This is a genomic window from Rhodoferax sp. OV413, from assembly GCF_900104385.1.
Lineage (GTDB): Bacteria > Pseudomonadota > Gammaproteobacteria > Burkholderiales > Burkholderiaceae_C > Rhodoferax_B.
Map to the genome: position 1 here is coordinate 451711 of NZ_FNJA01000003.1, position 14630 is coordinate 466340.

The 14630-nt window shown below is 62.5% G+C and carries 11 protein-coding genes; 2 read left to right on the forward strand and 9 right to left on the reverse strand.

All coding sequences use genetic code 11. The annotated features are described in order from the left end of the window. Positions 1-23 precede the first annotated feature (23 nt). From BLT66_RS13780 to BLT66_RS13800, 5 genes are all read right to left on the reverse strand, one after another. Entirely contained in the window at positions 24-1259 is a 1236-nt protein-coding gene (locus BLT66_RS13780) for an ABC transporter substrate-binding protein (RefSeq protein WP_092758272.1), read from the reverse strand. A 58-nt stretch (positions 1260-1317) separates the two neighbouring features. Then, positions 1318-3270: a beta-galactosidase gene (locus BLT66_RS13785; RefSeq protein WP_092758273.1), complete on the reverse strand. Its 1953-nt coding sequence runs from the start codon at positions 3268-3270 to the stop codon at positions 1318-1320. Positions 3271-3287: 17 nt separating this feature from the next. Continuing rightward, a complete protein-coding gene (locus BLT66_RS13790; RefSeq protein WP_092758274.1) occupies positions 3288-4442 on the reverse strand; it encodes an ABC transporter ATP-binding protein in 1155 nt (384 codons plus the stop codon). A gap of 78 nt (positions 4443-4520) precedes the next feature. Beyond that, positions 4521-6251 carry an IlvD/Edd family dehydratase gene (locus BLT66_RS13795; protein ID WP_092758275.1) on the reverse strand — a complete coding sequence of 577 codons (1731 nt, stop codon included), beginning with the start codon at positions 6249-6251 and terminating at the stop codon, positions 4521-4523. A gap of 94 nt (positions 6252-6345) precedes the next feature. Continuing rightward, a complete protein-coding gene (locus BLT66_RS13800) occupies positions 6346-7122 on the reverse strand; it encodes a FadR/GntR family transcriptional regulator (RefSeq protein ID WP_092758276.1) in 777 nt (258 codons plus the stop codon). Between the two features lie 83 nt (positions 7123-7205). On the opposite strand from BLT66_RS13800, the gene BLT66_RS13805 reads away from it, so the two are divergent. Together BLT66_RS13805 and BLT66_RS13810 are read left to right on the forward strand one after the other, a co-directional pair. Then, positions 7206-8135, forward strand: coding sequence for a 2-dehydro-3-deoxygalactonokinase (locus tag BLT66_RS13805; protein ID WP_092758277.1), 930 nt, complete (start codon positions 7206-7208; stop codon positions 8133-8135). Between the two features lie 2 nt (positions 8136-8137). Next, complete coding sequence (locus tag BLT66_RS13810; RefSeq protein ID WP_092758278.1) at positions 8138-8755, forward strand: 2-dehydro-3-deoxy-6-phosphogalactonate aldolase; 618 nt, start codon at positions 8138-8140, stop codon at positions 8753-8755. 65 nt (positions 8756-8820) lie between these two features. On the opposite strand, the gene BLT66_RS13815 is transcribed toward BLT66_RS13810, so the two are convergent. The 4 genes from BLT66_RS13815 to BLT66_RS26480 form a co-directional block, all read right to left on the reverse strand. Continuing rightward, entirely contained in the window at positions 8821-9744 is a 924-nt protein-coding gene (locus BLT66_RS13815; protein WP_092758279.1) for an L-lactate dehydrogenase, read from the reverse strand. Between the two features lie 55 nt (positions 9745-9799). Further along, a complete protein-coding gene (locus BLT66_RS13820) occupies positions 9800-11524 on the reverse strand; it encodes a dipeptidase (RefSeq protein WP_092758280.1) in 1725 nt (574 codons plus the stop codon). A gap of 62 nt (positions 11525-11586) precedes the next feature. Beyond that, entirely contained in the window at positions 11587-12012 is a 426-nt protein-coding gene (locus BLT66_RS13825; protein ID WP_092758281.1) for a TIGR02594 family protein, read from the reverse strand. 55 nt (positions 12013-12067) lie between these two features. Then, the gene (locus BLT66_RS26480) at positions 12068-14422 is read right to left on the reverse strand and encodes a hypothetical protein (protein ID WP_176955052.1); all 2355 of its coding nucleotides are present in this window, start codon (positions 14420-14422) and stop codon (positions 12068-12070) included. Positions 14423-14630 lie beyond the last annotated feature (208 nt).

Sequence of the window (14630 nt, forward strand, 5' to 3'; positions counted from 1 at the left end):
CTCACGAGCCTCCCGGGGCGGGATTACTTGTAAACGCTCTTACGCACCTTCTCCAGGCGCTCCAGGATCTTGGCGCGCTCGCCCGGCTTCACCATATATTGCTGAAAACCGTCCATGCCGGCCTTGGCCATTTCAGCCGGCGCATCGCGGTCATAGAACTGGCCCAGCGCGTAGGCGTTGGACAGCATGGAGAAGCCGGCCTTCAGGTAGGTGTCCATGGGCATCTTGGCGTCCTTGTTCACCGGCAACTGGCCCAGGATGGTGTTCATCTCGGCCTGCACTTCGGGCTTGGACAGGTAGGCCAGGAAGCGGCGTGCATCAACCTTGTTCTTCGCCTTGCTCGGGATGTGGAAGGACTCGGTAGGTGCGTCCTCCGCCTTGGGCAGGCCGGGGGTGATTTCCGGGAACTGCATGAAGCCGAGCTGGGCTTCGGTCAGGCCGGCTTCCTTCATCGGTGCCACCGCAAAATTACCCATCAGGTACATGGCTGCATCGCCCTTGATGAAGGCGGGCAAAGCTTCTTGCCATTTGTACGAAGCGTGGTTGGCCAGGTAGTAGCCGGGCTTGACCAGATCGTCCCACTTGTCGAACACGGCTTGCACGCGCTTGTCGGTATAGGGCACTTTGCCGGCCGTCAGGTCCATGTGGAACTCATAGCCGTTGACGCGCATGTTCAGGTAGTCGAACCAGCCGCCGGTGGGCCAGGTTTCCTTGGTGCCGATGGCGAACGGGGTGATCTTGTTGGCCTTGAGCTTGGCGCTGGCGGCCACCAGTTCGGCCCAGTTCTTGGGTTCGGCGATGCCCAGCTTGGCGAACAAATCCTTGCGGTAGTAGATGCCCCACTGGTAGTAGCTATAGGGCATGCCCCACTTTTTGCCGTTGATGGTCATAGCCGAGGAAGCCGACTTGAGCTTCTCGTTCAGGCCTTCCTTGGCCCAGACATCGGACACGTCTTCGAACAGCCCGGCGTTGACAAACGGGGCCATGCGGTTGCCCGCGTACCAGGTACACACGTCAGGCGCTTCGGCCGTCAAGAAGTTGCGGATCGAGGTCTTGTAGCCCTCGTGGTCGAACACGTTGACCTTAACCTTGACGTCGGGGTTGGCGGCTTCGAAGCCCTTCACCAGCGCCTCGAACGCGGCACGCGGTGCCGGGTCGGATGCGTCGTTGTTGAACACCAGCTCACCGGCCAGGGCCGACAGACTGCAAGCCAGTAGGGCCGCTGCAGCCAGCACCTGTTTGACGGGTTTGAACACCATTCTTTTGTCTCCTAAATATGCGTTTGAAACGCGTTGTACGGAAGCCCTAACGTGAAAGCTACAGCTTCCAGATCGACACGGCCTGGGGGGCCAGATCACGCGCACCCAGCAGGCACTGCGCGTGTGTTGCCGGTGCAAACTGCACCTCGGAACCCGAAAAATTCATCACGAACTGCAAGTCGCCGCAGCGGCGAGTCCGCACGTCCGGCGGCAGATCCTGCACAGTCAGCTGCGCAGCCTGGGCAGCCAGGCCCAGCACCCGGCGCCAGCCCGCGGCATCCAGCCAGCCGGCGGTGTACCAGGTGCTGCCGTTATGGGTCACAGCCGGGCGGTTGTCGGCAAACACGGCCACCGGGGCGGCTGTGGTGCAGGCCAGGTCTTCGCGCCAGCGGCTGGCTTCGGTATGGCCGCCATCGTTCCAGTGCACGCTGTCCACCAGGCCAGGCGGCAGGGAAGCGACGCGCTGCACCGTGACACCGGCCAGCTCGGCAAACGCGCCGGGCGGCATGTTGCCGGGGAAGGCCAGGGCCTCGCTCTTGGAGCCACTGCGCGGGCCCAGTACCACCTGGGCCTTGCTGCGGGCCAAGCGCGCGGCCAGGGCTGTGTCTTCGCGCAGGTGGGCGGGCAGCACCACCAGGGCGTAGCCATCGAGGTCGGCGCTGCTGGAAACGATGTCCACATCCAGCCCCATCTGGCGCAGCATACTGTAGGCGCGAAAGCTCAGTTCCACGGCATTGAAGTCCGCACCCTGGGGTTGGATCTTGGCCATCCAGATGCTGGTGAAGTCGAACACCAGGGCCACGGGCGCCTGCTGGTAGGTCGTCGGCAAATGGGCTTGCAGCTGGCGCAGTTCCTGGGCCACCTGGGTGGCTTCCAGGCCGCCTTGGTCCAGCGTGCGGTCGGGGCGGTTCAGGCCGGCGTGCATCTGCTCTTGGGCAAACGGCGCCTGGCGCCAGCGGAAGTAGCTGACCACCTCGGCCCCATGGGCGAAGGCCTGCCAGGTCCAGAGCCGCACCATCCCGTCCAGCGGCGCGGGGTTCCATTGGGCCCAGTTGACCGGGCCGGGCTGCTGCTCCATCACCCACCAGCGGCCCTTGCACATGCCGCGGTACAGGTCGTGGTGGAAGGACGCGATATCTGGGTGGCCGATGCGCGCGTAGTGGCGCTTTTCTTCGGGCGTGAGGAAGAAGTTCTGCGTGAAACCCAGCGGGTAGCTGTCCCAGGTGGCCACGTCCAGGTCGGCCGACAGCGTGTGGTGGTCGAACTCGGTGAAGAAACCCATGAAGTTGTGCACCACATCACGCCCCGGCGAGTGCTGGCGCAGGATGTCGACCTGGATGCGGTTAAACGCCACCACCTCGTCCGAGGCGAAGCGCTGGTAGTCCAGGCGCTGCGCGGGGGTGACTTCGGTTACCGTGCCCACAGGCGCATCGACTTCTTCAAAATTGCGGTACTCCTGGCTCCAGAACACCGTGCCCCAGGCCGTGTTCAGTGCGGTGATATCGCTGTAGCGCTGCTGCAGCCAGGCGCGGAAGCCCTGGCGCGCGGCTGCGCTGTAGCTGACCACGGTGTCGTGGCATCCGTACTCGTTGTCGGTTTGCCAGGCCACCACCGCCGGGTGCTGGCCATAGCGCTCGCCCAGAGCCGTGGTGATGCGTGCCGACTGGGCGCGGTAGCTGAGACTGGAGAAGCAGTAGTGCCGACGCGAGCCAAAGCCGCGCGTCTGGCCATGGGCATCCACGGCCAGCATGCCGGGGTCGGCATCGACCAGCCATTTGGGCGGCGTGGCGGTGGGCGTGCACATCACCACCTTCAGGCCGGCCGCATGCAGCGTGGCAATCGCACGGTCCAGCCACTCCCAGGCAAACACGCCGGGGCTGGGCTCGATGCGGCTCCAGGCGAATTCGGCAATCCGCACGTACTGGATGCCGACTTCGACCATGCGCCGGGCATCGTCTGGCCACCAGCTCTCGGGCCAGTGTTCGGGGTAATAGCAAACGCCTAATTTCATCTTCGGGGTTCCTTGGTTCAAGCCATGGCTGCCGACAGCAGCAAGTCTTCGTTGGCCACGGTGCGCTCCACCGCGCGGCCTTGCGCGTCAAACAAATGCAGGTGCTGCGGCGGCAGCGACACGGCCACGCGCTCGCCGGCGCGGGCGAACGCATTGCCCGGCGCCTTGACCACCCAAGGGTCGCTGGGCGTGCCGCTGTCCAGGTACAGATACGTGGATTCACCGAGTCGCTCCTGCCACTGCACGGTACGCAGCACGTGCTGGGTGGCGGTGCCGACTTCGGCGTCTTCGGGGCGCAGGCCCAGCGACACGGCACTGCCGACAGGCAATGCGCTGGCGTTGACACGGAGCTGCAGCAGCTCGCCCTGGGCCAGGCGCACCGTGGCCAGCTCGGTACTGGCCGATTCCAGTGTGCCGTCGATGAAGTTCATCTTGGGTGAACCGATGAAGCCGGCGACAAACTTGTTGCGCGGACGGTGGTACAGCTCCAGCGGCGGGCCGAACTGGGCCACACTGCCGTCGCGCTGCACCGCCTCGCCGGTATTCAGCAGCACGATGCGGTCGGCCAGGGTCATGGCCTCGACCTGGTCGTGGGTCACATAGACGGTGCTGGCCTTGCCAAAGTCGCGGTGGATCTTGGCGATCTCGAAACGGGTCTGCACGCGCAGCGCCGCATCCAGATTGGACAGCGGCTCATCGAACAAAAACACCCCCGGCTGGCGCACGATGGCGCGGCCGATCGCCACGCGCTGGCGCTGGCCGCCGGACAAGGCCTTGGGCAGGCGCTCCAGCAGCGGGCCGAGCTGCAAGATGCGCGCAGCCTCATTGACACGCTGCAGCACCTGGGCCTCTGGTGTCTTCGACAAGCGCATGCCGAAAGCCATGTTCTCGAACACCGTCATGTGCGGGAACAGCGCGTAGCTCTGGAACACCATGGCCACACCGCGCTGCGCGGGTTCCACGTCGTTCATCTTCACGCCGCCGATCAGCAGCTCGCCCTGGTTGATCGTCTCCAGGCCGGCCACCATGCGCAGCAAGGTGGACTTGCCGCAGCCGGATGGGCCAACAAAGACGCAGAACTCGTTCTCACCGATGTTTAACGACACATCACGGATCGTCGCGGGGTTGTCGCCATACGACTTGAAAACATTCTTCAGATCAATGCGTGCCATACGGGCGGGCCTTCGGAAATGGAGTGAGGCTGGCGCAGCACCCGCACCGCGGACACTGCGCTAATCTTTGGGAAAAAGTTAGTGGGAGTCGCGCGGTACGGCGGCGCCGCGGCAACCGACCAGGAAGTCCATGTCGGCACCCTGGTCGGCCTGCAGCACATGGCGGTGGTACATGCGCACATAGCCGGAGGCCGGCTCGGGCGGCGGCACCCAGGCGGCGCGGCGGCGGGCCAGTTCCTCGTCGCTCACATGCAGGTGCAGGCCACGGCCCGCCACGTCCAGCTCGATCTCGTCGCCGTCCTGCACCAGGGCCAGCGTGCCACCCGCTGCGGCTTCAGGCGCCACGTGCAAGACCACCGTGCCGTAGGCTGTGCCGCTCATGCGGGCATCCGAGATGCGCACCATGTCGGTAATGCCCTTTTGCAGCAGCTTGGGCGGCAGGCCCATATTGCCGACCTCGGCCATGCCGGGATAGCCCTTGGGGCCGCAGTTCTTCAGCACCATCACGCAGTTTTCGTCGATGTCCAGGTCCGGCTCCATGATGCGTTCCTTGTAGTGTTCGATGTTCTCGAACACCACGGCACGGCCCCGGTGCTGCAGCAGCTTGGCCGTGGCCGCAGACGGCTTGATGACCGCGCCCTGCGGTGCCAAATTGCCGCGCAGAATCGCCAGGCCGCCCTGCTCCACCAAAGGCTTGTCCAATGGACGGATCACCTTGTCGTTGAAGCACTCTGCGTGCTCGACGTTTTGCGCCTGGGTGCGGTTGTTGACGGTGATCGCGTCACCATGCAGCAGGCCGGCTTCCAGCAGGCGCTTCATCACCACCGGCAGGCCGCCGGCGTAGTAGAAGTCTTCCATCAGGTATTCACCCGATGGCATCAAGTTGACGATGGTCGGGATGTCCTTGCCCAGGCGATCCCAGTCGTCCAGCGACAGTGGCACGCCCATGCGGCCGGCGATGGCGATCAGATGGATGACCGCATTGGTCGAGCCGCCGATGGCGCCGCAGACGCGAATGGCATTTTCAAAGGCTTCGCGGGTCAGCACCTGCGACAAGCGCATATCGCGCTCGACCATGTCGACGATCATGCGGCCGGAGCGCTGCGCCAACTCCAGGCGGCGCGAATCAACGGCCGGAATCGCGGCATTGGTGGGTAAGGAAACACCTAGCGCCTCGACCATGCTGGCCATGGTCGAAGCCGTGCCCATGGTCATGCAGACGCCGGCGGAGCGCGACATGCAGCTCTCGGCCTGCATGAACTGCGGCAAGGTCATCTTGCCGGCGTTCACAGCCTCGGAGAACTTCCACACATGGGTGCCCGAGCCAATCGCTTCACCGCGGTAGTTGCCGTTCAGCATCGCGCCGCCAGACACCACCAAGGTCGGCAAATCGACGCTGGCCGCGCCCATCAGGGTGGCGGGCGTGGTCTTGTCGCAGCCGGCCAACAGCACCACGCCGTCCAGCGGATGGGCGCGGATGGCTTCTTCCACGTCCATGCTGGCCAGATTCCGGTACAGCATGGCGGTGGGGCGCATCAGGGTCTCGCCCAGCGAGGACACGGGGAATTCCACCGCAATGCCACCGGCCTGCAGCACGCCGTGCTTCACGCGCTCGGCGATCTGGCGGAAATGCTGGTTGCAGGGCGTGAGCTCGCTCCAGGTATTGCAGATGCCGATGACCGGACGGCCATCAAAGCTATCGTCCGGCAGGCCTTCGCTCTTCATCCAGCTGCGGTGGATGAAGTTGTCCTTGCTGGTGCCGCCAAACCAATGCTGGGAACGGCGTTTTTTGGGGGATTCGGTGGTCATGGATGGGCCTCAGGGGTCACAAAAGCGTGGAATTAATAAATCATACAAATGACTTTGCATTCTACGATCAGGGGAAACCCTTGAGAACCCGGCTTCAGACCTCCGGCACCACCTCCTCCGCCCGCACATCGGCCAGCATGTCGGAGCGCTGCATCAGCTCGCGCGTGTCCGACAGCATCACCGCCATGCGATGCAAGGCGCGCTGCGCATCGCCCATGCGGATGGCATCCAGCACCTTGCGGTGGTCGGGCAGCGCATCGTTAAAGCCCCCAGCTTTGCGCGCAGAAATCCCCAGCAAGGACTCGAGCGCGCTACCAATAATGGCTGCCAGCGGCACCAGCAAGGGGTTGTTGGTGGCCTGCAGCACCGCACTATGAAAAGCCAAGTCCGCCTCGACCCACTGGTTCACATCGGCAGCGTTTTCCATGGCCGCAAAAGCCGCCTCCAGATCCGCCAATTGGGCAGGGCTGCGGCTGCGCGCCGCCAGGGCGGCCGCTGCGGGCTCGATGATTTCGCGCATCTCGGTCAGGTGGCGCAAAAACTGCGCATCCGGCCCGGTGGCGCAGCGCCAGGACAGCACATCCGGGTCCAGCATGTTCCAGCTGGACTCGGGCCGCACCCAGGTGCCGACGCGCGGGCGCGACTCCAGCAAACCCTTGGCCGCCAGCACCTTGATGGCTTCGCGCAACGCGGTGCGGCTCACATCCAGCGTACGGCACAGCTCCTCCTCATTCGGAAGCAGCTCGCCTGCCGGGTAGGTGCCGCCCAGCACCCCATGGCCCAAGGCCTTGACCACCTGGCCATGCAGGTTGCGGCCGGTATAGGTGGCCGAGGTGTTTTGACTGGCTTTCGCGGGGACAGGGGACTTCATTGCGCATCACTCCAAAGCACGAAACCGTGTAATAAGCCCATAATAAATCATACAATCTCATAAAAACAGAGGCGACAAACACCATGGCACATTCTCATACCCCCTGGATCGGCGTGGACTGGGGCACGACCCACCGCCGCGCATACGCGCTGGACGCAGCCGGCCAGTGCAGCACCGAGGCATCCGACGACCAGGGCGCGCTCACTACCCGGGGCCGCCACGCCGAGTCGCTGGCCGCCTGGCTGCCCTCGCTGACCAGCAACGCCGACAGCCCGGTCGTCATGTCCGGCATGGTCGGCAGCGCGTTTGGTTGGGTCGAGGCCCCGTATCTCGGCCCGGAAGTCGCACTGGAAGCCATACCGCAGCACCTGGTCGCGGTACCCGGCCAGGCGCGGCGCCACATCGTGCCCGGCTACTGCGTACGCGATGCCACAGGCCAGCCCGACGTGATGCGCGGCGAAGAAACCCAGTTGTTGGGCGCAGTCGCCATGGGCTTGCGCGACGGCTGGTTTGTGCTGCCCGGCACGCACAGCAAATGGGTGCTGCTGCGCGACGGCCGCATTGAGCAGCTGCGCACCTATATGACGGGCGAGTTGTTCGCCCTGCTGTCGACCCACGGCACGCTGGCCGCAGCCGCCCAACCCGCTGGTACGGAACCGCTGTGGAGCCAGGCCGCGTTTGCCGACGGCGTGGCCGCGGGCGCGCCGGGCGCACTGGCCCACCAGCTGTTTGCCTGCCGTGCCCGCGTGGTCACCGGCACGATGCCGGCCAGCCAGGCCCAGGCCTACCTCAGCGGCCTGCTGATCGGCAGCGAGCTGCAGGACGTGCTGCGCGACCTGGACCCGCATACCGCGACTACCGACGGCCGGCCGCAATTCCATTTGATCGGCTCACCCGCCCTGGCCGAGGCCTACCAGGTCGCGGCCCGCCAGCTCGGCAGCGCGCTCACCGTGCTGTCGCCGCGCGAGGTGATCCTCAGCGGCTTCCATTACATCCAAACCCACGGAGCTTGACCATGCACGCACCCCACCCCCCTCTGGTCGCCATCCTGCGCGGCCTGGACATTGCTTCGGCCGAGGACGTAGGCCAGGCCTTATTCGACGCCGGCTTCCGCATCCTGGAAGTGCCGCTGAACCGCCCGGGCGCGCTGGAATGCATACGCCTGCTCTCGGCCATGGCCCCGGCCGACGCCCTGGTCGGCGCCGGCACGGTGCTGCGCACCGCCGATGTGGATGCGGTCAAAGCTGCCGGGGGCAAGCTGATCGTCTCGCCCAACTGCAATCCCGAGGTGATACGCCACAGCGCCGCCAGCGGCCTGTACAGCGCCCCCGGCATCGCCACCCCCAGCGAAGCCTTTGCCGCGCTCGACGCCGGCGCCCATGCGCTGAAGATATTCCCCGCCGAGCAGGTGGGCACCGCTGGTTTGAAGGCCCTGCTGTCGGTGCTTCCCAGCGGCACGCCGATCTGGCCGGTGGGCGGCATCACGCCCGAGAGCATGGCGGCCTGGGTCAAGGTCGGCGCTACCGGCTTTGGTATCGGCGGCCAGCTGTACGCGCCCGGCACACCGGCCGACCAGGTGCGCACGCGGGCCGCGGGCTTTGTCGCCGCCTGGCAGGCTTGCCAGCCGGGTTGAATTGATTTGCTATTGAATAAATAGCTACTGGCGCAGGTAATATCTGCGCTAGCGGCCTAAAAGGCTTAAAAATCCACCGACGCAATCGCGGCCCGCAGCACCTCGGCGGAACGCAGCAGCGCGGTGCGCTCGTCGGCCTCCAGCGCTGGCTCCAGCACCTGCAGCGCGCCGCCCGCCCCCACCACCGCGGGCAAAGACAAGGCCACGCCGAACAAACCCAGCGCGCCGGTCTGCACGCGGGTCACCGTCAGTACGCGGCGTTCGTCGCGCAGCATGCCGTGCAGCAGATGCGCGGTGACCAGGCCGATCGCGTGGTTGGTCGCACCCTTGCGCTGGATGATCTCGTAGGCGGCGCGGCGCACCTGCAGGGCGATCTGCGCCTCGTCGGCACGCTGCCAGCCCGGCCAGCTGCGTAGCGGCACACCGCCGACCTCGGCACCCGACCACAGCACCACCTCGGAATCGCCATGTTCGCCCAGCACCTGGGCGTGGATGGAGCGCGGGTCCAGCGCCAGCCGCTGGCCCAAGATCTGCCGCAGCCTCGCCGTGTCCAGCATGGTGCCGGTACCAATCACCCGTTCGGGCGGCAGGCCCGAAGCCTGGGTGAAGTCGTAGACCAGCACGTCGATAGGATTGCTGACGATGACCACGATGCCCTGGTAGCCGCGCAGCTGCAGCGCAATGCCGCGCAGTATGGCCAGGTTGTCGCGCAGCAGGTCCAGCCGCGACTGGCCGGGCGCGCCGTTCTTGCCGGCGGTGATGACGATGGCCTGGGTGTCCAGCATCTCGGCCAGCGACCCGGCGCGCACCGTGGCCGAGGGGTAGAACGAGGCGCCATGCGCCAGGTCCATGGCTTCGCCCTCGGCCAGGCCGTCGCGCGCGTCGAACAAAATCAGCTCCTGCGCCGCCCCGGCCTGCAGCACCGAAATCGCCACGCTGGCCCCGACCCAGCCGGTGCCGATGATGCCAATGGAAATGCGTGGGTGCATGGGGAGCCTTTTGCAAAGTTACTTCATCGATCGCGTGGCAGTAAGCCTTACTGCCCTATTGCATCTGCGGCAGGTTGCCTATGCGCACCAGCATCTCGGTGAACATCTGCATGTCGGCGTCCAGGTCGACCACTTCCTTGAACTCCTTGGCATTGTGCGCCGTGTACTTCTTGCCCGGCATGGCGGGGCCGAAGTTGATGGCATTGGGCATCAGCTTCGCGGTGGTGCTGCCGGCGGTGGGCACGGGCTTGGCCTCCAGGCCGGTGGTGTCGCCAAAGATGTTCAGCAGCGTGGCCAGCCACGCGCCCTTGGGGTCGCGCGCCATCCAGTCGCCCTGGTCGTAGCTGATCTCTAGCGGCGCCTGCTGGGCGCTGGACCAGGCGTTGACCTTGGCAGTCACCGCGGCCGTCAGCTCGGCTGGCGTGCGGCCGCGCGGCATGCGCACATTGGCAGTGACTTCCAGCTTGCCGTCTTTCTCGCGGATCAGGTTCGGCGAAAAGGTCAGCGGCCCCATGAAGTCGTCGCGGTAGCCCAGGCCCATCTTTTCGCCCAGGTAGCCGGTGCCGTACAGGTCGCCCAGGTACTGCACGGCCCGCGCGTAGTGGTTGCGCGCCAGTGGCACGCCAGACTCCTGCAGGAACAGCGCCAGGCGCGGCAGCGGGTTCACGCCTTCTTCGGGCCGCGAGCCATGCGCCGAGACGCCGACCACCTTGATGTCCACACTGTCCGCACTGCTGCTGATGGCAATGCTGAACGCGCCGCCCTGGGCACTGTACTTCTGCACAAAGGCGGCCTTGGCGGCTTCCAGCTGGGCCGCGACGGCCACCAGGTTGCCACCGCGCAACTGGGCTGTGGCGTTCTGCGGCACGGCATTGGCCGCGGCCGCGCCTGCCATGGCGACGATGGCCGTGCTGCTGGCATCGGTCGGCACCGCGGGGAAGAACACCTTGAGCGCGCCCGAGCCCTTCTCGGCCACCACGGCCGGGTACTTGCTGTCGAGCACGATGTTGTAGTTGGGCAGCGGGTTTTGCGCGCGGTAGTACTTCATCGCGTCGCCGCCGGTTTCCTCGGTGGTTTCGACCATCAGGCGGATCGTGCGGTCCAGCGGCAGGCCGCTGTCCTTGACGGACTTCATCGCATACAGCACGGCGGCAATCGAACCCTTGTCGTCGATGGTGCCGCGGCCGTACAGGTAGCCACCGACGCGGGTCAGCTTGAACGGGTCGAGCTTGGTGCCGTCGTCCAGCACCCATTCATCGGCCACCACCGGCACCACGTCGGCATGGGTCAGGATGCCGAATTCCTCCTGGCCACGGCCGGCCAGCTTGATCTCGAAAATCCGGTTGTCCACATTGCGGTACTGCAGGCCGAAGTCTTTGGCCATGGCCTCCAGCAGCGTGCCGAAGGCGATGGTGTTCGGATTCTGGTGCGGTGGAATCTTGTCGTCGCGCACCGTCGGGATGGCCACCATCTGGGCGATGGAGGCAATCACCGCCGTCTGGTTGTGCAGCCGGTTGTACAGACCGAGCAGGCGGCTGATGTTGGTCAGCGCGTCGCCGGTCAACACCGCCTTGGCCCGGTAGGCCGCTACATCCGCTTGCAGCCAGGGGTTGGCCTGGGCTGCAGCCGCCAGAAAGGCGTTGAAGTCCGGCGCGGGCTGGGCCTGCTGGGCTGCGGCAAAGCGGTCGAGTGCGGGCTTCTGCAGGGTCTCGGCCTGCGCGGCGGGCATCCAGGCGAGGGCCATGCTCGCACACAAAACGGCCAGGGAAAATCGTTGCATCTCAGTGCCTCTTGATCGAAGGAAAAAGGGCTGTGGGCGCGGCCCGCAGACAGCCAAGGATGTTACGCCGGCCAGCGGTAGCCGAGCACGCTGGCCAGCGGATAGCTGTTTTCGCACACGCAGTCCAGCTGGTTGCCGCCCAGCAGCACGATCTGCCCTGCTTCATGGCGCAGGTAGAAGCCCACATGGCCTTTCCAGCCCGTCGGGTCGTCGCGGGTCAGCACCACGATGCAGCCGGGCACCGGCTGGTCCAGGGCTTTGCCCCAGTCCAGCCAGGAGCGCGCCAGCGCCGAGCCGGTGCCGGTGATGCCGACCTGGGCCAAAGTCCAGTTGACGAAAGACGAGCACCACGAAGCCTTGTCGTCGTAACCGGCGATGTTGGTGAGCGCGTGGTATGCGGTGACGCGCGGATTACTCTGGCCCGGCGCGAAGGTGTGCACGCCGATTTCGGTGCGGGCCACGGGTATCCAGGCGGGTTCGGCCGGCATCTTAGAACGTGTTTTCGGTAAATTTGAGACTGCTCCCAACGCCAGCAACCTCTAGCTATTGAACAACGACTGAGAACAAATCAGTCCCCGCCTCACCCGCCGCATCTATCACGTCCAATGCAAAAACGAATCGGGTCCCACGAGCGACATTGCTTCCAACTTTCACACGCATGTAATCACCATCGTCAGACAAAACCATCGCAGACAAATCATTGGACGCTCCATAGACCAACCTCCAAACCTTTGTATCCAGCCTGCGGGTCGATGTTGAATTAATAGAAGAAAGCGAAATAAAGCCACCGCTCACAACTTGATTCGAACCTGATATTTTTGCAACTGGAATATTTGAGGGTTGGTGATTCAGCCAAATTCGCGCATAGCTGGAATTTTCCTCGACAATTCCCAGCACCACACAATTGATACGTAAAAATGCGGACATGCTTCGTATATTTCCAACATCGTTTGGATCTCGATCCAAATCACCAATCAGCAAGTTCCCAATTTGATGCCCGCATGCGGCGCCAGATCCAACATTATCCATTGCGATTGAAGAAATATCATCAAAGGCCTCAAATCCGCCACCTGTACCAAAATCCCAATACTCCCCCGCAGCCAAAGTACTCCCTTTGGGGCTCATCAATGCCACGTTATATCTCCCAACATTCCCTGATGAACTCAACCCTTCAATTGCCACATTGACACGCTCAATAGTTTGATTTTCATAAACCGAACCCAAACTCAAATATTTAGGAACATAGAATTTTGCACTCGAGTCGTAAAAATTATTATCAGACCCCAAACCATCGCCGCGCGCAATAAAACCCTTCCCCCAAACTTCAAATTTACTCTGCTTATCCAAGTTTGATTTCATGATCACGGATACAACGTCACTTGACGTCAACCCACTTTCCGTCTCAACGGTTAATTTCAGCTTGGAAATTCCACCTCCATTTGGCAATAATGGGGAATAAGTTTTACAAATCAATTGCGCACATTGACTCAAATCCAAACTCGGCCCAGACTCTTGCGTCCAATGCGCCTTGACAATCTTGGACGCAGGACTCCAAGAGCGGCTTCCATCCAAAACCAATAACTTACCCTCGCCAGTACCAACGTCGGCTCCAGCAACCGCAAAAACCTGTTGCAGTACCGATGGAACTGTTGAGTTGTAGCGAACCACTCCTTGCAATTGATTGTCGCCTCCGCCGCAGTTATACGAAAAATCTGCCGCAAAGTTCAACACACGACCATTTCCATCAATACCTACCTCATGTAAATAATAAGCATTAATACCGGGAGAGCACCCTCTACCCGGAGTGGTCACCACCATTCCAGGATAAAGACCATCAAGCAACCATGCGCTAGTGGCAACTTTATTAAGCCCCAGCTTATACTCATATGCTCCTCCCTGCGTCGAAGGATCACGATAAATAGTCGGCAATGTTCTATTGGGTAAAAATTCAACTTCATTGCCACCAAAACCAATTTTGATGGACTTATACAATGAGACTGCCAGCGGCTGATACGAGGGAGTTTCTGAATATATAAGCTGATTTGAAGTTAAATACTCAAATATTGAGCCATCCCCTCTTAGCCAGAAAACATTTTTTGAACTAGTTGTACTGGGTGGTCTCGGAGCTGGTGGAAATCCGCCAGTTCCAGTTCCAGTTCCAGTTCCAGTTCCAGTTCCAGTTCCAGAGGTATTTAGGGGCGGAACAATGCCTGATAAAACGGCACCGGTTGAGGCCCCAACGCGAAGATCATCAATTGTTTTTCCCGCAGTGACCATTGCCAAGCCAAGAGCGTCCAACACTTTGTCATTAGCATCCCCCACTACAAACACTCCGCTCATAGGATCAATAGTGGAGGATGCCCCGGCAATAGCGGCTATTTGCGTAGCCACATACGATTTGGCCGCAGCAAGCCCGCTATTAATAGATGCACCCTGTGCAGCAGAAAAGCTGCCGAATGCAACAGCAGGACTGCCTGCCAGGACTCGAGACAAAACCAACTCCGTAATCGGAGAAATGTTGACGCGACCAGATGCAGTGGCAAAACTATGCAGTGTCACAGAAGGGGAACCGCCACTCACTTGCAGCATACATGGCGGCAAATGTGTCGCCGTCAATGCCAACGAAAAGGCACCGCTTGAATCCGTTGTTCCGCTAAGGGCTGGGCCACTGACACAGTGCGCCACAACACTTCCATTTGCAATAGCAGCGCCTACAGCGGCAACCCCAGAAAGCGTGCTTGGGGCTTCAACGTTAGAAACTCCGCCACCGCCACCGCCACCGCCACCGCCACCGCCACCGCCACCGCCACCGCCACCACAAGCAACGAGCAGAAAAGCACTAATGGTTACTGTAAATATTTTCATTGATATGTAATTTTTTATGTCCACTCTTTGCATGTTATGTCACACGAGATAGCGGCCAACAAAAAACATCGCATCAATGAATGAAGCATGGCGGCATCACATCCGACTCCACGCCAGCCGATGAAAAGTCAACATTCAAAGCAGCATTGCGACGAGGCCCGGTCCCAAGTGGATGGGGTCACGACAAACTTAAAACCCGATCCCGTACGCGTGACCAAGTCAAAAATATCGCGGGGTTCCA